Source organism: Bacillus sp. LNXM12-1, assembly GCF_003004375.1.
Lineage (GTDB): Bacteria > Bacillota > Bacilli > Bacillales > Bacillaceae > Bacillus.
Map to the genome: position 1 here is coordinate 1,214,343 of NZ_PVWX01000001.1, position 20,629 is coordinate 1,234,971.

General features: G+C 42.4%; 21 protein-coding genes and 2 other annotated features (1 of these 23 running past the window's edge). Of the genes, 4 read left to right on the forward strand and 17 right to left on the reverse strand.

Annotated elements, in window-relative coordinates:
* Positions 1 to 68: 68 nt before the first annotated feature.
* Positions 69 to 602, reverse strand: a complete 534-nt coding sequence (locus C6Y07_RS06400; protein ID WP_034661786.1) for a CvpA family protein — start codon at positions 600 to 602, stop codon at positions 69 to 71.
* 7 nt (positions 603 to 609) lie between these two features.
* Entirely contained in the window at positions 610 to 867 is a 258-nt protein-coding gene (gene zapA, locus C6Y07_RS06405) for a cell division protein ZapA (RefSeq protein WP_012010831.1), read from the reverse strand.
* 179 nt (positions 868 to 1,046) lie between these two features.
* Here zapA and rnhC point away from each other — a divergent pair, with 179 nt between their 5' ends.
* Positions 1,047 to 1,925, forward strand: coding sequence for a ribonuclease HIII (rnhC, locus tag C6Y07_RS06410; RefSeq protein WP_045210067.1), 879 nt, complete (start codon positions 1,047 to 1,049; stop codon positions 1,923 to 1,925).
* A 40-nt stretch (positions 1,926 to 1,965) separates the two neighbouring features.
* Here rnhC and pheT read toward each other — a convergent pair whose 3' ends face one another.
* From pheT to C6Y07_RS06425, 3 genes are all read right to left on the reverse strand, one after another.
* The gene (pheT, locus tag C6Y07_RS06415; protein ID WP_066030573.1) at positions 1,966 to 4,380 is read right to left on the reverse strand and encodes a phenylalanine--tRNA ligase subunit beta; all 2,415 of its coding nucleotides are present in this window, start codon (positions 4,378 to 4,380) and stop codon (positions 1,966 to 1,968) included.
* Positions 4,381 to 4,395: 15 nt separating this feature from the next.
* Positions 4,396 to 5,430, reverse strand: a complete 1,035-nt coding sequence (gene pheS, locus C6Y07_RS06420; RefSeq protein WP_106031202.1) for a phenylalanine--tRNA ligase subunit alpha — start codon at positions 5,428 to 5,430, stop codon at positions 4,396 to 4,398.
* 375 nt (positions 5,431 to 5,805) lie between these two features.
* Positions 5,806 to 6,549 carry a TrmH family RNA methyltransferase gene (locus C6Y07_RS06425; protein ID WP_106156435.1) on the reverse strand — a complete coding sequence of 248 codons (744 nt, stop codon included), beginning with the start codon at positions 6,547 to 6,549 and terminating at the stop codon, positions 5,806 to 5,808.
* Positions 6,550 to 6,662: 113 nt separating this feature from the next.
* Here C6Y07_RS06425 and sspI point away from each other — a divergent pair, with 113 nt between their 5' ends.
* The gene (gene sspI, locus C6Y07_RS06430; RefSeq protein ID WP_003216243.1) at positions 6,663 to 6,884 is read left to right on the forward strand and encodes a small acid-soluble spore protein SspI; all 222 of its coding nucleotides are present in this window, start codon (positions 6,663 to 6,665) and stop codon (positions 6,882 to 6,884) included.
* A 41-nt stretch (positions 6,885 to 6,925) separates the two neighbouring features.
* Here sspI and cstA read toward each other — a convergent pair whose 3' ends face one another.
* Together cstA and C6Y07_RS06440 are read right to left on the reverse strand one after the other, a co-directional pair.
* Positions 6,926 to 8,722, reverse strand: a complete 1,797-nt coding sequence (gene cstA, locus C6Y07_RS06435) for a carbon starvation protein CstA (RefSeq protein ID WP_060596967.1) — start codon at positions 8,720 to 8,722, stop codon at positions 6,926 to 6,928.
* 350 nt (positions 8,723 to 9,072) lie between these two features.
* On the reverse strand, positions 9,073 to 10,161 hold the full coding sequence (locus C6Y07_RS06440) for a M42 family metallopeptidase (protein ID WP_060596968.1): 1,089 nt from the start codon (positions 10,159 to 10,161) through the stop codon (positions 9,073 to 9,075).
* A gap of 179 nt (positions 10,162 to 10,340) precedes the next feature.
* On the opposite strand from C6Y07_RS06440, the gene C6Y07_RS06445 reads away from it, so the two are divergent.
* Positions 10,341 to 10,745 carry a hypothetical protein gene (locus C6Y07_RS06445; RefSeq protein WP_003216690.1) on the forward strand — a complete coding sequence of 135 codons (405 nt, stop codon included), beginning with the start codon at positions 10,341 to 10,343 and terminating at the stop codon, positions 10,743 to 10,745.
* A 17-nt stretch (positions 10,746 to 10,762) separates the two neighbouring features.
* Here the strand turns inward: C6Y07_RS06445 and C6Y07_RS06450 are convergent, their stop codons facing one another.
* The 8 genes from C6Y07_RS06450 to C6Y07_RS06485 all read right to left on the reverse strand — a co-directional run bounded on the left by C6Y07_RS06450 (position 10,763) and on the right by C6Y07_RS06485 (position 16,339).
* Complete coding sequence (locus tag C6Y07_RS06450) at positions 10,763 to 11,029, reverse strand: DUF1294 domain-containing protein (protein ID WP_106156437.1); 267 nt, start codon at positions 11,027 to 11,029, stop codon at positions 10,763 to 10,765.
* 63 nt (positions 11,030 to 11,092) lie between these two features.
* Positions 11,093 to 11,452, reverse strand: a complete 360-nt coding sequence (gene rplT / locus C6Y07_RS06455; RefSeq protein WP_003216409.1) for a 50S ribosomal protein L20 — start codon at positions 11,450 to 11,452, stop codon at positions 11,093 to 11,095.
* Between the two features lie 31 nt (positions 11,453 to 11,483).
* A complete protein-coding gene (rpmI, locus tag C6Y07_RS06460; protein WP_003216324.1) occupies positions 11,484 to 11,684 on the reverse strand; it encodes a 50S ribosomal protein L35 in 201 nt (66 codons plus the stop codon).
* A gap of 24 nt (positions 11,685 to 11,708) precedes the next feature.
* Complete coding sequence (gene infC, locus C6Y07_RS06465) at positions 11,709 to 12,224, reverse strand: translation initiation factor IF-3 (protein ID WP_024718649.1); 516 nt, start codon at positions 12,222 to 12,224, stop codon at positions 11,709 to 11,711.
* Positions 12,225 to 12,295: 71 nt separating this feature from the next.
* Positions 12,296 to 12,427 (reverse strand) — a sequence feature (ribosomal protein L20 leader region).
* 129 nt (positions 12,428 to 12,556) lie between these two features.
* A complete protein-coding gene (gene lrgB / locus C6Y07_RS06470) occupies positions 12,557 to 13,252 on the reverse strand; it encodes an antiholin-like protein LrgB (RefSeq protein WP_170966027.1) in 696 nt (231 codons plus the stop codon).
* A gap of 14 nt (positions 13,253 to 13,266) precedes the next feature.
* Positions 13,267 to 13,710 (reverse strand): antiholin-like murein hydrolase modulator LrgA, encoded by a 444-nt coding sequence (lrgA, locus tag C6Y07_RS06475; protein WP_106156439.1) that lies wholly within the window; start codon positions 13,708 to 13,710, stop codon positions 13,267 to 13,269.
* 137 nt (positions 13,711 to 13,847) lie between these two features.
* On the reverse strand, positions 13,848 to 14,585 hold the full coding sequence (locus C6Y07_RS06480) for a LytR/AlgR family response regulator transcription factor (protein ID WP_034661809.1): 738 nt from the start codon (positions 14,583 to 14,585) through the stop codon (positions 13,848 to 13,850).
* A complete protein-coding gene (locus C6Y07_RS06485) occupies positions 14,582 to 16,339 on the reverse strand; it encodes a sensor histidine kinase (RefSeq protein WP_060596970.1) in 1,758 nt (585 codons plus the stop codon). The genes C6Y07_RS06480 and C6Y07_RS06485 overlap by 4 nt, the downstream gene beginning before the upstream one ends.
* 175 nt (positions 16,340 to 16,514) lie before the next feature.
* Between C6Y07_RS06485 and C6Y07_RS06490 the strand changes: the two genes are divergently transcribed.
* Complete coding sequence (locus tag C6Y07_RS06490) at positions 16,515 to 17,294, forward strand: HAD family hydrolase (RefSeq protein WP_060596971.1); 780 nt, start codon at positions 16,515 to 16,517, stop codon at positions 17,292 to 17,294.
* A 54-nt stretch (positions 17,295 to 17,348) separates the two neighbouring features.
* On the opposite strand, the gene C6Y07_RS06495 is transcribed toward C6Y07_RS06490, so the two are convergent.
* Together C6Y07_RS06495 and thrS are read right to left on the reverse strand one after the other, a co-directional pair.
* Complete coding sequence (locus C6Y07_RS06495; RefSeq protein ID WP_060596972.1) at positions 17,349 to 18,269, reverse strand: methyl-accepting chemotaxis protein; 921 nt, start codon at positions 18,267 to 18,269, stop codon at positions 17,349 to 17,351.
* A gap of 168 nt (positions 18,270 to 18,437) precedes the next feature.
* Positions 18,438 to 20,378, reverse strand: a complete 1,941-nt coding sequence (thrS, locus tag C6Y07_RS06500; RefSeq protein ID WP_034661816.1) for a threonine--tRNA ligase — start codon at positions 20,376 to 20,378, stop codon at positions 18,438 to 18,440.
* Positions 20,379 to 20,423: 45 nt separating this feature from the next.
* Positions 20,424 to 20,629: a binding site (T-box leader), on the reverse strand (it continues 42 nt past the right edge of the window).

Consider the following 20,629-nt stretch of genomic DNA (forward strand, 5'->3'; position numbering starts at 1 on the left):
ACTTTTCCTTCATCCTACAACTTTCTGTCATGGAATGAGAAAAAACTTCTCCAAGAAAGGAGAAGTTTTTAAACTCCATACGTCGTCCATAAGTCTTTGACAAGACTGGACAGATAAGGGGTGTTGCCTACGATCACATCTGCTAATATGGATTTGCTCATCATTGTTTGCAGTGCATCGACTGGAAGTAATGCAGCGACAAACAAGAGAATAAACACAAATAGATAGGTTTCAAGAAATCCTAAAACACCGCCAAGCAGTTTGTTGACCTGCTTAATCACAGGTATACTTGCAATGGTTGTGAGCAATCCGCCAATGATGGCGAGCAGGATTTTGGTCAAGATAAACAGAATGATAAACGCAATGGTATTATAATAAGCTGTTTCTAGATTCCCACTAAAGAAAGCGAGCTGCGCTTGACCGCCGCTAAAATTAGGCGCTGGAATCCACGTAAGCTGTGGTGCAAGTGACTGATAAAACATGGAAGCCACTAAGATAGAAACAACAAAGCTGATCAATTTAATCAATTGAAGAATAAACCCACGTTTTAGACCGACAAGCGTTCCCATAAGAAGCAAAAACAAAATGATGATATCGATCACGGTAATTTCATTCCTTTTCTTTAAGCTGAATCTCTAGTTTTTCGTATTGCTCTTTTAATTTCAAGTAGTCGTGGACGACATTGACTGCTGTCAGTACAGCTAATTTGTTTATATCAAGGTATGGATTTTTTTCATTTATTTCTCTCATTTTATCATCAACAATTGAAGCAACGTGTCGCATATGCATCTTCGTTTCTTGACCGATGATCGTATAGGACTGTCCGTAAATCTCAACTGTTGTTTTCGTTTTACCGCCGTCAGACAACGTTTCTCCTCCATTCCACGAGAATCCTAGTCTCTATCATAACATGTTTAGACATTGAATGGAAAGACGAGCCCTTCCCTGTTATGGTACACTTTAGAAATCAATGATATCAAGGTAAAAAGGAGTTATCCACTGTGCCCCAATCCGTCTTAAAAGCAACATCAGAAGACCTTAAAAAGATGAAGAGCGCGTATGCGCACCACTTAACTGATACTTTACCACCAGGCGCCCTTTTTCAAGCAAAGGTTCCTGGCTGTACGATTACAGCCTATCGATCTGGAAAAGTGCTGTTTCAAGGACAAAAGGCAGAAGCTGAAGCCAGTCAATTCAGCCATTTAAAAGCAGCTGATACGAAAAGTCAAAAAGCACCTGCTGTCACAAAATACAGTCCGCCGTCAGGAATTGCTTCTATGTCCGTCATCGGTTCAGATGAAGTAGGAACAGGTGATTATTTTGGACCAATGACGGTCTGTGCCGCCTATGTTGATGCCAGCCAGCTTGCTCTCATGAAAGAGCTTGGCGTAAAAGACTCAAAAGGTCTAAAGGACCCGCAGATTATCAATATTGCCAAAGATCTCATCAAAACCATTCCGTTCAGCCTTCTCGTGCTCCGAAATGAAAAGTACAATGCGATGCAGGAAAAGGGCATGAGTCAAGGAAAAATGAAGGCGCTGCTTCATAACCAAGTCATTACCTCTGTGCTAGAAAAACTAGACGGGAAGCAGCCCGAAGCTATTTTGATTGACCAATTTGCAGAACCGGGCATTTATTTCAAGCATCTTGCAGGGAAAAAAATCATTCGGGAGCGGACGTACTTTAGCACAAAAGCAGAAGGCATTCATTTGTCAGTTGCTGCGGCTTCCATTATTGCAAGGTACGCCTTTTTAATTGAAATGGATAAGTTGTCAAAAGCAGCAGGCTTTGACATTCCAAAAGGAGCCGGTCCTCATGTGGACAAGGCGGCAGCGAAGCTCATCAAGCTGCACGGCGAAGATGCTTTACGTCAATTTACAAAGCTGCATTTTGCCAACACACAAAAAGCGAAAAAATGGTTATAAAAAAGAGCTAAGGCCCATAAGGCCATAGCTCTTTTTTTCTTTAACCGCGCAAGACGGCTTGATACGTATCTTCTAATGCTTTCAATACTTTTGTATGAACAGCCGTCACTTCTTCCTCTGTCAATGTTTGCTCCGGATTTAAATATTGGAGAGAGAATGCAACGGATTTTTTGCCTTCTTCCATATGTTCACCCTCATACACATCAAAGACGGATAGGTCTGTCAATAAATCCCCGCCTGCCTCATAGATGACCCGCTCCAGCTGTCCGCTTGAGATATGCTGATCTACAACGAGTGCAATATCTCTTGTCACAGCAGGGAATCTCGGAATCGCTGTATATTTCATATCCTTCGATTCAGACGTCATCACATCTGTTAAATCAAACTCGAAGACATATGTTTCTTTTAAATCTAATTCCTTTTCAATGACTGGATGGAGAGCAGCAACAAACCCAATGACTTTTCCATTTAAATGAACATCTGCTGTACGACCTGGATGAAGACCCTCACGCTCTGCTTGAACATATGTGATTTGGTCTGATACACCAAGCTTTTCAAATAGACCTTCTGCAATTCCTTTCGCTACATAAAAATCAACGGCTTTTTTCTCGCCCTGCCAAAGATTTTTGTGCCATAAGCCTGTCAGCGCTCCAGCGACATGCTCTTTTTCCACTGGTTTTTCTCCTTCAGCTTCTGCTAAGAACACAGAACCCGTTTCATAAAAGCCAAATGAATCAGCTTGTCTTGCCAAGTTATATGCAACAGAATCAAGTAAGTTTGGCAGAAGACTTTGTCTGAGCACACTTCGTTCTTCACTCATTGGCAGGGAAAGCCTCGTTTTATAAGCTGGATTCAGTGCAAAAGCTGTAGACTTATGCTGATTTGTCAATGAATACGTGATCGCTTGAGAAAGACCTGCGCCTTCTAAGAAACGTCTAACCTTCCTGCGCTTCACTTGATACGGCGTGAGACCGCCAACTGTACCAGCTGTCGCAGGCAGTGTAGACGGAATATTATCATAGCCGTATAATCTGGCAACTTCTTCAATGAGGTCTTCTTCAATCGTGATATCCATTCTACGAGAAGGAACCGTTACGACAAGAACGTCATTTGATTCGCCCACTGTAAAACCAAGTTTGTTGAAAATTTGCATCATATCTTTTTTTGAAATGCTCATGCCAAGCACCTTATTCACACGCTCAGTTGATACGTGGATGACATTCATACTTGCTTCAAGGTGGTTTTCCTCCACAGTCCCGCTTAGCACTTCACCACCTGCATAGAGACTGATCAATTGCGCTGCTCTTTCGGCTGCAGGTTTTGTACGCTGCGGGTCAAGTCCTTTTTCAAATCGTGTGCTTGATTCACTGCGAAGCCCTAAGTCTCTAGATGCTTGACGGACCGTTTGACCGTTGAAATATGCCGCTTCTAAAAGAATCGTTGTCGTCTCATCACGCACCTCAGATTCAAGACCGCCCATGACGCCTGCTACAGCGTGCGCTTTCGTCCCATTAGTGATCACTAGATGCTTTGATGACAATGTACGTTCTTGTTCATCCAGTGTTTGAATGATTTCGCTATCAGACGCTTTACGTACGACCACCTGCTTTGAACCAAAGCGGTCATAATCAAATGCATGAAGCGGCTGACCGTATTCAAGCAGTACAAAGTTTGTAATATCGACGACGTTGTTAATTGGTCGAATGCCTGCATTCATCAATCTTGTTTGAATCCAAAGCGGTGCTGGGCCAACCTTTACATTTTTAATGATCTTCGCTGCATAAAGTGGATTTGCTTCTTGATCCTCAATTTTCACAGAGATATAGTCTGCTGCTTTTTCTGAAGAGGTGTCATGTGCTGTATCAGGAAGTTTGATGTCTCTCCCTAAAATGGCTGCAACCTCATAAGCCACACCGAGCATATTCAGGGCATCCGCACGGTTTGGTGTTAAACCAAGCTCAAGTACCGCATCGTCTAATTGAAGTGCCTGAAGGGCATCATCTCCGGGTTTGACGTCATTTGGGAAAACAAAAATGCCTTCTGCATATTCCTTTGGTACGAGTTTGCTTTCTACGCCTAATTCTTGCAGAGAACAAATCATGCCATGAGACTCTTCGCCACGCAGCTTTGCTTTTTTAATTTTAAAGTTCCCTGGAAGGACTGCGCCAACCGTTGCGACGGCCACATATTGTCCTTTATCCACATTCGGAGCCCCGCAAATAATTTGCACTGGAGCGTCTTCGCCGATATCAACAAGACATTTGTTTAATTTATCCGCATTTGGGTGCTGTTCACGCTCAATGACATGTCCAACGACAACCCCTTTGATGCCTTCTCCTTTATATTCAACGGCTTCCACTTCAATTCCGCTTCTTGTGATCTTTTCTGCTAATTCATCCGGCTGAATGCCTTCTAAATCGACATAGTCTTCTAACCATTTATATGAAACAAACATGTTGATTTCCTCCTCTTAGTCCTGCTTGAATTGCTTTGTGAATCTAATATCATTTGTGTAGAAATGGCGAATATCATCAATGCCGTATTTTAGCATCGCAATACGTTCAACACCCATTCCAAAAGCAAAGCCTTGGTAAGTTTCTGGATCAAATCCGCTCATTTTCAGGACATTTGGATGAACCATCCCTGCTCCTAAAATCTCTATCCAGCCTGTTCCTTTACATACTGAACAGCCCTTTCCGCCGCATTTAAAGCAAGACACATCGACTTCGACAGATGGTTCTGTGAATGGGAAAAAGCTTGGACGGAGTCTAATTTCACGATCTTCACCAAACATTTTTCTTGCGACTGTCTCAAGCGTTCCTTTTAGATCACTCATGCTAATATTGTGATCGACAACAAGGCCTTCAATCTGCATGAATTGATGTGAATGAGTCGCGTCATCACTGTCTCGTCTATATACTTTCCCAGGGCAGATGATCTTCACAGGACCTTGTCCTTTATATTTTTCGAGTGTACGTGCTTGAACTGGTGACGTTTGTGTTCTCATCAGTGTATCCTCGGTAATATAGAAGCTGTCCTGCATATCACGTGCTGGATGCTCCTTTGGAAGATTCAGCGCTTCAAAGTTATAATAATCCGTTTCCACCTCAGGACCTTCCTCAACGGTATAGCCCATACCAATAAATAAATCTTCAATATCTTCGACAACTATTGTTAATGGATGTCTTGCCCCTATTTTGATTGGGCTTGCTGGCAATGTAACATCAATCGTTTGAGACGCAAGTTTCTTCTTCACTTCTTCTTTTTCCAGCTGTTCATTTTTTTCAGCAATGGCATTTGCAATCTGCTCTCTTACTTCGTTTGCGAGTGCGCCCATTTTCGGTCTTTCTTCTGCGGAGAGCTTGCCCATTCCGCGAAGCACCTCTGTGATTGGCCCTTTTTTCCCTAAATATTGAACACGAATGTCATTGACTTCTTTGAGCGAGCTAGCTGCTTCAACCTTCGCTATCGCCTCTGTTTCAAGCTGTTTTAACGTTTCTTGCATGAGTGTAATCCTCCTTTTGATATACAAAACCGTCTGGATAAACGGCTGTTTGATCGTTTGAAGACAATAAAAAACCCGTCCCTCTAAAAAAGAAGGGACGAGTTGTGGTCGCGGTACCACCCTTGTTAAGCACAAATGCATGTGCGAATAAGCTTCATTGACATAACGGAATCAAACGAATCCGGTTCACCTTTACGCAAAGCTTGCGGTCCCGGTGACAACTCCAGAGGTGAATTCCTGTTTCAGCATTCCTTAAATGCACTTTCAGTCTACGATGCATTCTCCCTATAAGGACGCTCCTTGAAACAATCTTCCTCTATCATGGTTTTTAAAATATTAGTTTCATTATAGTGAAAATAAGCGCATGTTGCAACACTATCCACGCAAATGATAGACGAGAACAGCTGCTGCAACAGCCACATTTAATGATTCTGCCTGACCATACATCGGCACATATAAATTCTGGTCTGTCATTTGCAGAATCTCTTGGTCAATCCCTGCTCCTTCATTGCCAACAATTAATGCAAAAGGACCTTCTGCCGTTACGCTTCTATACGCTTTCGCATTTTTCAAGGCGCTTCCGTATACAGGTATGCCTTGCTCCTTACATGCTTGTATTGCCTGCTGAAGGGTTTGCTTTAAAATTGGCAGGTGGAAATGCGATCCTTGTGCTGAACGGAGCGTTTTTCCGTTAAACGCATCGACTGTTCCATCACCTAAGATTACAGCATCAAGACCAGCGGCATCTGCTGTCCGAATGAGTGTGCCTAGATTTCCTGGGTCCTGCACTGCATCTAACAGAAGAAGTCGTTCATACTTCTTTTCTTCAAATACAGGAACTGTACAAACCGCCGCGATGTGCTGAGGCGTTTCCGTTTCGGTCATGGCAGAAAAGGCTTCTTCGCTCAGTTCATAAAGTTCAATGTCAGGATCGATATGAGAAGGAAGCTTATCAGGCGATGTGGCCATTAATTCTTTCACAGCTCCGCTCTTCAATGCTTCTTCGACTAAGTGTATTCCCTCAACGAGAAACAGCCCCGTTTTCGTACGTTCTTTTTTCGTATGGAGCTTTTTCCACTGTTTGATGTTTGTGTTTTTAGCTGATTCTATATATTTCAAGCGATTTTAACTCCTTTAAATATCATGAATTTATTATATCTCATGCACACTACATAATAAACCTGTCTTTGAGACAGAATAGGGCTATTACCATCAAAAAAGGAGTGTGGGCAATGGATTTTAATTTAAGAGGCGCAGTCATTCAAAATATCACTGGCCATAATCAAGAGCAGCTTGAACATACGATTTTAGATGCCATTCAAAGCGGCGAGGAAAAAATGCTGCCAGGCCTTGGCGTGTTGTTCGAGGTGCTATGGCAAGAAGCATCAGAAAACGAGAAGAACGAGATCCTCGAGACACTAGAGCAAGGCTTAAAGCCTCATCAGCAGCAATAAAAGAAGCCGGTTTGCTTATCACAGCAAACCGGCTTTTTCATTTAGCCAGTGATCGGTGTTTCCATCCGAAGTGCTGGATCACGCCAAATTTCGACCCATTTTTTAATTGCAAACACAATGATCACAAACCCTAAGATCAGCATGATAATTGACAGCACCGCATTCAGCACGCTGTAACCTGATGCCTCAGGATTAAGGTATACATTTGCTACCATCCAATAGCCCGCATAATTCACTGTCACATATAAGTAGGCAAGTGGAATTAAACAAGTCAGCATATATCGCCTTTTATCTGCAATTTTTAATACAACGGTTGCCCCGATGATTAATCCGACTGATGCCATTAACTGATTCGAAACCCCAAACAGCGCCCAAATGGACCCGATGTCTCCAGAGTAAAGCAAGTATCCCCACATAAAACACGCAAGCGCACTTGCAAATACCGACCCAGGTACCCAGTCATTTCGTTTAAGCGGTTTATATGCTTCGCCAAAGAAATCTTGAATCAAATAACGCGCCACACGCGTTCCAGCATCAATAGCGGTTAAAATAAAGACAGCTTCAAACATAATGACGAATTGGAAAAAATAAGACGCCAAATGACTAAAGAACGGAATTCCCGTAAAGATATACGCCATCCCTACAGCTAATGTCACAGCTCCACCCGTTCTTCCTTCTAAATCAAGGCCAATTTCCTTACTCAGCTGCGGAAGATTCTCAACACTCATCCCGAGCGTTCGGAACACTTCTGGCGTACTGTTAATCGCAAAATAATCTCCTGGATGAAGAGCCGTAGCGGCAATTAACGCCATAATGCCAACTAGGCATTCTACTAGCATTGCGCCAAACGCGACAGGCTTCATATCGCTCCAGCGGTCAAGCATCTTAGGCGTTGTCCCTGACCCAACAAATGCGTGGAAACCAGAAATGGCCCCGCAAGCAATGGTAATAGAAATAAAAGGCCAGACAGGACCAGCTAAAACCGGGCCTCCTCCATTCACAAACTCCGTAAAGGCTGGGAATTGAATCGTTGGATTGACGACAAAGATTCCGGCAATCAGTGCGATAAAAACACCTATTTTCATAAAGCTGCTTAAATAGTCCCTCGGTGCGAGCAGCAGCCAAACCGGCAATGCCGCAGCAAAAAAAGCATAGATCGGCAGGGCAAGAGCAAGCGTTTTTGTATCAAGTGTTAAAAGATCACCAAGTGCCGTTCCTTGAATATTCGGACCAAGGAATACACCAACCATCAGCAAAATAAATCCCGCAGTTGTGGCCAGTTTTAAATTGCCTGTCTTTTTATAATAAAGACCAACCCCCATCGCAATTGGAATCGTGATTCCGACTGCAAATGTCCCCCAAGGGTTACGTTCTAATGCATGAAGCACAACCATAGACAGTCCTGCCATTGTGATCGTAATGATAAACAGCATCGCAAGCCCTGTACAAAATCCTGCTACAGGTCCTAGCTCTTCCTTTGCTACCTCTGATAATGATTTCCCCTTTTTTCGCATCGACGCAAATAAGACGACAAGATCATGTACAGCTCCGCCAATCACTGCGCCAATTAACAGCCAAAGGAGACCCGGTAAATACCCAAATTGTGCGGCTAAAATCGGACCCACTAACGGACCGGCAGCTGCAATCGCAGCAAAGTGATGCCCAAATGTGACCCATTTATTGGTTGGCACATAATCTTTCCCGTCCTCTAATGTGTGAGCCGGTGTAGGATGATCGTCTGTCACCTTTAATACCTTGACCATCATAAATGTGCCATAAAGACGATAGGCAATCGCTAAAATACACATAGATCCTATGACAATTGTAACCGCATTCATTTAACCATCCCCTTCGCACAAACAATTTGTTACAAATATAACATAAATTGATTGATTTTTCTTTCTTTTAAAACCAAGTTGACTAATAAGAATAATATGTTTATTCTTAAGATAGCTTCACCTACTTCCATAAACTCTCTTTTGACAGGGCGTTCTTTAGGCTCTGTCCTTTTTATTGCTTTCATCTTACAAAAATAAAGGCCAGATCACATGTGCCTTATTCACTAGAATATTTTTTCTTCTTCTGTTAAAAACAGTTCTTTTGACGTAATCAAAAAACAACGTTCATTTCCTGGGAAATTCAATGGAATAAAAAAGCCTTTCCCCTATACTGAGGAAAGGCTTACCTATTAAGAACCGTACGTAATCTGCTCAACCGTTTTTTGATCAAGTCTTTTGATCACTTCTGTTAAAAGCTTCACTGCATTTTCATAATCATCCCGGTGAATCATCGCTGCATGGGTATGAATATATCTGCTTGGTATTCCGATAGATAGTGATGGCACGCCATGACCTGTTAAATGGATACCGCCAGCATCTGTCCCACCGCCAGGCATTGAGTCATATTGGTAAGGAATGTTCAATTCATCCGCTGTTTGGACAACAAAATCCCGAAGCCCTTTATGGGATACCATCGAAGCATCAAATACAACAATCGTTGGTCCTTTGCCAAGTTTGCTTGTTGCTTCTTTTTCAGTGATGCCTGGCGTGTCTCCTGCTACACCAACATCAATGGCAAATCCAATATCAGGCTGGATCGTAGCCGCTGCTGTTTTGGCACCACGCAGGCCAACCTCCTCTTGTACAGTTGCAACACTGTAAGCAATATTCTCATGCTGAGCATTGTGTAAGTTCTTCATGACATCAATCGCTACTGCACAGCCGATACGGTTGTCCCATGCCTTTGCAAGGAGCATTTTTTCATCATTCATCACTGTAAATTCAAAATAAGGAACGATTTGATCTCCAGGCAGAACGCCCCACTCCATTACCTGTTCTTTGCTTGATGCACCAATATCAATAAACATATCTGTAATCTCAATCGATTTTTTTCGAGCTTCAGGTGACAAGACGTGCGGCGGCTTTGAGCCAATCACACCTGTAATGTCTCCCTTTTTCGTCACAATGGTGACACGCTGCGCGAGCATGACCTGTGACCACCAGCCGCCGACTGTTTGGAAGCGAATGTAGCCTTTGTCATCAATTTTTGTCACCATGAATCCTACTTCATCTAAGTGACCAGCGAGCATAATTTTAGGTCCGTTTGCGTTTCCTTCCTTCTTAGCGATTAAGCTGCCAAGGCGGTCACTAGAGACTTCATCTGCATATGATTCTATGTATGTCTGCATGACTTTTTTGACATCACGTTCATTTCCTGGAATCCCTTTTGCATCCGTTAGGTCTTTCAGCATAGTTAATGTTTGATCTAGCTTTGTCATTCCATATATCCTCCTTTATCTTCATGGTGCATTCTTATTATACAAAACCTCTTTCGTTCAATACGATCTTTTTATGAATATTTTTTCGTTTTCCGAAATATTTTTTTAAAAAAAGTTGAAACCTTTTGGCCTTTTCATTCGTAGTACATCAGATAACGGTATTGGAGGTGCATCCTGTCATGTTTGTAATCCTCATTAGACTAGCTCTTGTTGCACTGCTTGTCTACATCTTCTACATGGCGGTAAAATTCTTCTCAAATCCGAGAAGAAAGCTGAAACAAGCACAATTAAAAGAAGGCTTTTATTTTATGGACGAACAGCAAAATGCACGTAAAAATTTTAATTTCGTCTATAAAGGAGTCTTGTTTGAAGGGGAGAAGCATGTTCCTTCTAAGGATCATCCTCTGTTTGTCCACTCCATTTACGTTTGGACGGAGTCACCCGAGAAGCTAAGTGAATTTACATTAGAAGACTTTGAAAAATTGGAGGAAAACATTATCGAACGTTATCCTCAAACAAAAATTGATTGGGATCAGCCCATTAAAAAAATCAAACAAAAAAAAGGAGCAGACACGCCGTCTTGATGGCGTCTGCTCCTTTTTCAGATGAACTGGATATATCCTAATATGATCAACTGCACCATGATTAACACAGGCATGCCCATTTGAAAGGCAGGATGCTTTGTTTTATGACGGAAATACTGCATCCCTAGATACGATCCAGCAGCCCCAAAAATTACGGCAGTACTCCATAAGTGCGCCTCTGAAATTCTCCATTTATGCGCTTTTGCCCGGCGCTTGTCCTCTCCCATGAGAAAAAAACCATAGCCATTTACCAAGATCAGCAGTAGAATCATCGCGATATTCATTCATTTCACCTCACATGATGAGCAAAAAAGATCACCCCTCGACGGAATGATCTTTTATATGACTTACTTGTCTAGTTGTGCTTTTGCAGCATCAGCAAGCTGATTGAATGCACTTAGGTCATTCACAGCAAGGTCAGCAAGCATTTTGCGGTTTACTTCGATACCAGAAAGCTTTAGGCCATGCATTAAACGGCTGTAAGAAAGACCGTTCATACGAGCTGCAGCATTGATACGAGTGATCCATAGTTTACGGAAGTCACGTTTTTTCTGACGACGGTCACGGAAAGCGTAGTTTCCAGATTTCATCACCTGTTGGTTTGCTACTTTGTATAATCTATGTTTTGAACCGAAATAACCTTTTGCTAATTTAAGAACCTTTTTACGACGCTGACGCGACACAGTTCCGCCTTTTACTCTTGGCATTGTAATTCCCTCCTATGATTCCTATTCCAAATTACTTGATGTTTGCAAGTTGTTGTTTGATACGTTTGAAATCTCCAGCACTTACGATTGCGCTCTTACGCAATTTACGTTTTTGCTTTGTAGATTTGTTAGCGAACAAGTGACTTGTGTACGCATGAGAACGTTTAAGTTTACCAGAACCTGTTTTTTTGAAACGTTTAGCAGATCCGCGGTGAGTTTTCATTTTTGGCATTGGATGTTTCCTCCCTCTGTTACTTTACTTTTCGACTTTTGGTGCAAGCATGAGGAACATGCTGCGTCCGTCCATCTTAGGTTTTGTTTCTACTGTTGCTACTTCAGCGCAAGCTTCAGAGAAACGGTCTAACACGCGCTGTCCGATTTCTTTATGCGTAATCGCACGGCCTTTAAAGCGGATAGAAGCTTTTACTTTATCGCCCTTTTCAAGGAATTTGATTGCATTACGGAGCTTCGTGTTAAAATCATGTTCATCGATTGTCGGGCTCAACCGAACTTCTTTTAAGCTAATGATTTTTTGATTCTTACGTGCCTCTTTTTCCTTCTTCTGCTGTTCGAATCGGAACTTACCGTAGTCCATGATTCGGCAAACAGGTGGTTTTGCATTTGCAGCAACTAACACAAGGTCAAGATTGGCTTTCGTAGCAATTTCCAGAGCTTCCTGGCGGGTTTTAATCCCCAGCTGATCGCCATTTTGTCCGATCAAACGAACTTCACGCGCACGAATACCTTCATTAACTAATTGATCTTTGCTAATAGTGAGCCACCTCCATGAGATTTTGAATTGAGTTCACAATTCATTTTGACCATTTCGTTGTATGTTTTACAGGCAAACAAAAAGTGTGGGCATATAAAACACCCACACTGCGAACATTTGCATGAAAAAATAAATGTACGGTCAACCTGTCAACTACAAACACGTGTCAATCAGGTGAGAAGCGGGTGCTTCTGCTTGTGATATCTATTCAATTCGTTAATTATTCTACACAATTTTCATTTGTCCGTCAAGTAACCGAACTCTTGAAACAACTTTTTCATTTTAGCATGATTAAACGAATTGGGCAAGGCTTTTTCAAAACAATGACACCATCAAAGAATGAATTGCATAAAGATTGGGATGACAATGACGGTCACAACTCCTACGACCACAACGGCGATACTTGCCATGGCTGCTTCCACTTCACCCATCTCAATCCCAACAGAGACGCCAAGTGCATGTCCTGATGTACCGAGTGCAAGCCCTTTTGCCACTGGATTTTTAATTCGAAACCATTTTAAGAAGAAAGCACCTAGTGCATACACGATGACTGCATTAAATATGACCGCAAAGGCTGTGATATCTGCAATTCCGCCAATATCCTTTGCAATCGGAAGAGCAATTGCTGTCGTCGCTGCCTGTGGGAGCATACTTTTCATTACAGCCGCATCAAGATGAATTCCTTTTGCTACGACATACACAATTGTAATGGAACAAAGTGATCCTACAAAAATAGCGGATAAAATCTGCCACCAATATTTTTTAAGTAATGCACGCTGTTTATAAAGCGGAATAGCGAAAGCAATGGTCGCAGGCTCTAAGAAAAACTTGATAATCTTGCCGCCCTCATTATAATCTGCATAGGAAAAACCGCCAATTTTTAAAAATAAAATGCCTAACACCATGGCCACAAAAAGTGGTGTGAATAAGAAGAAGCCTTTTGATTTTTTAAATAAGAATGTACCGATTCCAAAGGCGACTAATGAGACGACTATACCAAAATAAGGACTCATCGTACTTGTACCCATCTTGCTTTCCTCCTTTAATGCGTACTTGAAGCTGGTTTATTAGAATGAGAAGGAGTCGATTTGCTCTCCTTTGTCTCTTTATGTTTCTGTGGTTTTTCTGATAATTGCATGAGAAGCTGCGAGAATAGCCCTGTCGCTGCTAGTAACATAATCGTTGCAATGATAATGACACCGATGACTTGCACACCTACTTCTTGCATGACACCTAGTGATTGAATAACCGAGATACCAGAGGGAACAAATAGAAAGCTAATGAGCCCTGTCAATGATGTACCTAATTGCTCCACCTGCTCCAGTTTGACGATTTTCGTTGTCAGCAAAACAAATAATAGAACCAGACCAATCACAGATGCAGGCATCGGAATTGGTAAATACATTGAAATGAGATTAGAAACGAACATTACGGTTGCAAAGATAAATGCTTGAGATAGAAATCCATATACTTTAGTGGCACTCATGCCCCTTCACCTCTTTCTTCGACTGCCCTCAGTATACGGCATGAAATAAATGAATGAAGCGTTTACAACCAAACTCGCCGGATTCAATGAATGAAATGCAGAAAACGAGTATTGAAATACAAACAAAAAAAGCCGTCCTACTCTAGCAGGAGCGACTTCTTTAGTTCTTTGGCGTAAGTGCGGCTGACAGGAATGATCGACCCGTCTGTCATATGCAGATTATACGTCGAATTAAACCACGGCTGTACTTCTTTCATATGAGAGGTGTTCACGATATAGCTTCGATGAACCCTCATAAAGTAAGCCTCAGGCAGTTTCTTTTCAATGACCACAAGCGGTTCTGTGACCTCATACATGTGATCCTTTGTTTTCACGACCTTTTTCCCCTCACTGAGCCCTACATACATGATCTCTTCAACTTGCAGGATGACAATTGAGTCATCGACTGAGATGGCTAATTTTTGCTGATGGGGTATTTTCTCATCTGACAGCTGGTGCTCTTGCGTCTCAACAGATTTCCACTTTTTAAACTTTTGGATCGTTTGCAAAAGCCGCTCTTCATCAAATGGTTTCGTTAAGTAATCAAGCGCACTTACCTCAAACGCCTTCAGCGCGTATTGATCAAAGGCTGTCGCAAATACAATCGCTGGCGGATCAGACATCCGGTTGAGCCTTTTGGCAATATCAAATCCATTCTCACCAGATAAATCAATGTCTAAAAAGAGCAGGTCCGGCTTATGATCCACCATCCGGTCAAAAGCTGATTCTATATTTTCTGCTTCCTCTATTTGAACATCCTCTTTCGTTCTGCGTAATAAGTATTTTAATTCGTCTCTTGCTAACACTTCATCATCTACGATTAATACGTTTATCAACGAAAATCATCCTTTTTTACATAGTCCATTGGAATGCGAAATGAGATGTCAGTGCCTTGGCCGCTATGAATGGATAAAGCGGCTTGTCTGCCAAAAATCCCTCTTAACCGCTGATCTAAATTAAAAAGAGCCGTACCTGTTCCTTCTTTGGATTCAACAGGCGCTTTTAATAACTGAGCCATCTTGTCATTCTCGATTCCCTGTCCATTATCAGTCACTTTCATATAAACATGCCCATCTTTCATCAAAGCAGAAACGACGACTTCACAACTCGTTTGATGTTTAGGAAAAGCGTGTCTCACTGCGTTTTCAACAAGCACCTGAAGCACAAATGGAGGAATCATCACCTGCTCCAGCTCCTTTTCAATTTGAAAGGCCACATGGTATTTATTTGGAAACCTCGCTTGTTCAAGCGACAAATATGCCTCTACATGCTGAATTTCTTTATGCAGCGGAATCAGCAGCTGGCGGGCGCCTTGCAAATTAGACCGGAAATAAATACTCAGCTGCAGCAGCAGCTTCCTTGCCATCTCTACATTCGTTCTGCACAAAACAGAGATGGTATTAATGGCGTTAAATAAAAAGTGCGGATTCACTTGCGCTTGAAGCGCTTTGATCTCTGCATCTTTCAACAGGCGGCTTTGGGTTTCTGCCTCTCCAAGTTCAAGCTGTGTGGAGAACAGCATCGCCAAGCCTTCTGCAAGCTCCTCTTCCACCCTGCTTAATCCGACCGGAGAATTGAAATACATTTTTAATGTTCCGATCGTTTGACCATTGGAGGTGAGGGGCAGCACAATCGCTGCTTGAAGCGGGCAATGAGTGACTGAACAATTGATTTCGTCTTTCGAATGCGCCTTCATAATTTTGCCGCTCATCAATACTTGTTTCGACAGCCCTGTAATTAGGCTTTTCGATGGAATATGATGATCCGTCCCATCACCGACATGCGCTAAAATCTTTTCTGTATCGGTTAAGGAGACCGCATCTGTTTCTGTTAATCGATGAATGATCTCCGCCACACTTTTACATGACTGTTCATTTAACCCTTGGCGGAAAAAAGGCAGCGTTTGATCGGCGATCGAAAATACGCGGTGTGTCTGCATCGCCTTTGCCTGCTCTTCTTGCCGAATGACTGACTGTAAAATCGATAAAAAGATAAAGCTGCCAATTCCATTCACAAAAATCATCGGCAGGGCAATAATACTCACAAGCCCCCAAGCATCAGCAAATGGCTTTGCAAATAGAAGGATAATGATCATCTGCAAGGATTCCATTGCCACACCAAAAAGTGCGGCTTGGCGAGGTGTCACCATTCGATTCTTCCGTTTAAACCTGCTGCCGACATAGCCTGCAATCACACCGGCTAAAATCGAAGAAATCGCACAGCTGAGTGCCGTGCTCCCTCCTAATGAATAGCGATGAAGCCCAGCTAGAAGCCCTGCACCAATGCCAACAAACGGCCCTCCTATCAATCCGCCCATTTCGATCCCCATGATTCTCGTATTGGCGATCGAGCTTGATGAGCCAAGATGATAGGAAAACTCATGATTCATGACCATCTGCTGCTGGATTTCAATTCCTGTGTAATTGCTGATAATACTAAAAGAAGCAAAAATAAAGACAAGGACTGCCTTTTTTCGAAACCCTTCATTATGAAGCAATAGATTGCGAAAGCCCTTCACATGGGCAAGCACAAACCCTAAAATAACGATGATCCCCACACGCTCGATCATCATAATAATTAAATGAAGCAAACCGGCCACCTCAATTGATGTATGTTATATCTACTGTCTTTCTATTCTATCATGTGCGGTCAATGATCCAAGATCTCTCAAATCTTTTCTTTATTGCCCTCATCTTCTATTGTAAAATGAACATGAGCCGTCACTTGCAATTGAAGGTAACACATACATAACAAGGGAGAAGATCATGAAAGCCGTATTTTTCGATTTAGATGATACTTTGCTTTGGGATGAAAAAAGCATTCACACAACTTTTCAGGAAACATGCCGCGAAGCGGAAAAGAAATATGGACTGAATCCAGCAACATTTGAACAGATTGTACGTGAAGAAGCAAGAAAGCTGTACTCTTCCTATGAAACATATGATTATACTGTCATGATCGGAATTAATCCTTTCGAAGGACTGTGGTCAAATTTTAGTGAACCGATTAGCGAAGGCTTTCAAAAGCTGAATGCCCTTGCACCAGAATATCGCAAGAACGCTTGGACAAATGGCTTAAAAGAAGCAGGAATTGACGATGAGGCATTTGGACAATATTTGGCTGATTTCTTTGCAGCAGAGCGGAGAAAACGTCCATTTGTCTATGAAGAAACGTATCCTGTTTTAGACCGCCTGAAAGGCAGCTATGAATTGCTCCTTTTAACAAACGGAGATCCTAGTCTTCAAAAGGAAAAACTGGCAGGTGTTCCTGAGCTTGCACCTTATTTTAATGAAATTGTGATTTCAGGAGATTACGGGAAAGGCAAACCTGACCCTGGCATCTTTGAGCACTGCCTTCAGCTGTTAAATCTAACAAAAGACGATGTGATCATGGTTGGAGACAATCCAAAAACAGATATTCTTGGGGCATCTCGCGCTGGGATTCAAACCGTTTGGATCAATCGACATGGCAAGAAAAATGAAACAGATGTAACGCCAGATTATGAAATCAAAGACTTACATGAATTGTTTGATATATTAAAATAGAACACAAAAACCACCCTTCTCCTGACGAGATTGGGTGTTTTTTGTGTTCTCAAACTACACAATTGCCGCTAGACTTTGTGCTTGCCGGTCTAAGCCGCGGGCTGCTTCTCCTACATTCACAAATTCCTCGCTTGCCTGCTTCACAAGGTCATGGTTTGTAAACACGGTTGTCTTGGCCCGGCTCGTTCCGCTGCTGACCTTCTCTACTTCTGCATGAATCGCCTTTACATATTGATCTACTTTGACGATCGCTTCTTTTGAATCAGTTGCAAGCTTTCGAATTTCTGCCGCCACCACACTAAAGCCATTTCCATAGGAACCCGCATGGGCAGCTTCTATCGCCGCATTTAATGCAAGCAGCTGAGTTTGTGAGGAAATGCTGTTAATCGTTGCAGCAATGGAGCTGATGGACTCTACCTGCTCTGTTAATCCTTCTAGTAAGCTCATATTTTGATCTGTTTCGTTTGCTATATGATCAAAGGAGACTTTGACTCTTTGACTATGCTGGATGCCCACTTCTGCACGCTCCATTAATTTCGCAGACATCTCCTTTAAGTCGTCTACGACCTGTTTCATCGTGTTTTCTCTCTCTGTTATGTCTGTTGCGACTTTCACAACACCCACTACGTGCCCCTCTTCATTGCGGACAGGTGTATATGTCGCTTCAAGCCATAAGCTATCACCATTCTTCGTCGTCCGCTGCACCTTTTCCTGAAAGATTTGACCCTCTTTCAAACGCTTCCAGAACATGTGATAGCTTGCGTGTTCTGCAATATGCGGAGGACAGAACTGTCTATGTTTTAAACCGATCAACTCTTGCTTCGAATATCCCATGGCTTTTGCAAAAATATCATTGACCCATAGAACTTCACCTGTCACATCAAATTCAATCATCGCCAGTGAGTGTTCCAACGCACGAAGAACTGCTGACCGCTCCAATAGTTGTGATGATAAAGTGTTTGTTGTTTGCATCATCGCTTTCATTCCTCCAATTTGTCTCGAACCAACAGTACATATTTACCCATACTTTCGTACTATCTAAACGTATCATTCAAGGAACTGGATCACCAGTGGAGAATTTTTTTCAAAAAGAAAAAGCCAGTGATCTCAAGAGAAAGATCACTGACTGCTTCATTGGAAGTATTATTTTTTTGCTTCTGCTACTGCATGTTTCACAAAGGCTTCAAGATCCATTGTTTCTGAATCTTGCTCTCCGTATTTTCTTACATTGACAGCGCCATTTTCTGCTTCTTGATCTCCGACGACTAGCATGTACGGGATCTTTTGCATTTGCGCTTCTCTAATTTTGTATCCAATCTTTTCATCACGGCTGTCAAGCTCTACACGAAGGCCTTCAAGCTGCAAACGTTCTTGTACTTTTTTCGCATAGTCTAAATGGACAGACGGTGAAACCGGGATGACTTGGAATTGTACAGGTGCCAGCCATGTTGGAAGGGCTCCTTTGTATTCTTCAATTAAGAAGGCAACAAAGCGCTCCATTGTAGAGACAACACCTCTATGAATCACGACCGGACGATGATGCTTGCCATCTTCTCCGATATAGGTGAGATCGAAACGCTCTGGTAGTAAGAAGTCAAGCTGTACAGTAGACAATGTCTCTTCTTTTCCAAGAGCTGTCTTGACCTGTACATCAAGCTTCGGACCATAAAATGCCGCTTCTCCTTCTGCTTCATAATAATCATGACCAAGCTCGTCCATTGCATCCTTTAGCATCGATTGCGCTTTATTCCACATCGCATCATCGTCGAAATACTTCTCAGTATCTTCTGGATCACGGTAAGATAAGCGGAATGTGTAATCATTCAAGCCAAAGTCTTGATACACTTCTTCAATTAAGCGAACTGTACGAATGAACTCTTCTTTGATTTGATCTGGACGAACAAAGATATGTGCATCGTTTAATGTCATCCCGCGAACACGCTGAAGGCCGGATAAAGCACCTGACATTTCATAGCGGTGCATTGTACCAAGCTCTGCAATACGAATTGGCAATTCACGATAGCTATGCGGCTCGTTTTTGTAAATCATCATATGGTGCGGACAGTTCATAGGACGAAGAACAAGATCTTCGTTATCCATTTCCATCACTGGGAACATGTCTTCTTGATAATGCGCCCAGTGCCCTGAAGTTTTATACAATTCGACATTCGCAAGAACTGGTGTATACACATGCTCATAACCAAGACGTACTTCTTTATCGACAATGTAACGCTCAATAACACGGCGGATCGTTGCGCCTTTTGGCAGCCAAAGCGGTAGACCTTGACCTACCTTTTGAGAGTTCGCAAACAGTTTCAGCTCTTTTCCTAGTTTACGGTGATCGCGTTCTTTCGCTTCTTCAAGCAGGCGTAAGTGCTCATTTAAATCTTCTTTGCTGAAGAAAGCTGTACCGTAAATACGCTGAAGCATTTGATTGTTGCTGTCACCTCTCCAGTATGCACCCGCAAGGCTTAACAGCTTAAACTCTTTGATTTTCCCTGTTGATGGCAAGTGAATGCCGCGGCAGAGGTCAAAGAATTCACCCTGCTCATAAATCGTCACGGCTTCACCTTCTGGAATCGCCTCTAACAGCTCAAGCTTCAATTGATCACCAATCGCTTCAAAGCGTTTTTTCGCTTCTTCTCTTGTTACTTCAATTCGCTCAATTGGCAAATTGCTGTTAATGATTTTTTTCATTTCTTTTTCAATCTTAGGTAAGTCTTCAGGTGTGATGGCAACATCGATGTCGACATCATAGTAGAAACCATTTTCGATCACAGGACCTACGCCAAACTGGACATGATGCTCTTTTCCATAAAGACGTTTGATCGCCTGTGCTAGCAAATGTGCTGTGCTGTGGCGCATAATGTCGAGTGCTTCTTCACTTTTATCTGTGATGATCTCGATTGTTCCACTTTCTAATAGCGGCGTACGCAGATCTATTTCTTTGCCGTTCAATTTACCGGCAAGCGCTTTTTTCTTTAGGCCCGGGCTAATTGATGCCGCGATGTCTTCTGTTGTAGCTGTTTTGTCAAACTCCTTGACTGCTCCATCTGGAAATGTAAGTTGAATTTGTTCTGACATCTCTGGTCACTCCTTTTTTTGGCAATATAAAAACCCCGCCCCCTGGAAAGGGACGAGGTTGAATAAACGGAATCGTGGTTCCACCCTTTTTCCCGTATTTGCAGCTTACGTTTTCATAAGCAAACACGGCTTGTGGTTCGATAACGGGAATTCCCGTCAGCCATTACTAAAAAGTTCACAGCTGATGTTCAAAGGTGGTAAAGCAAATGGTCCTCTGCTAGGAAGCTTTCAGCCGCGGCTTCCCTCTCTTT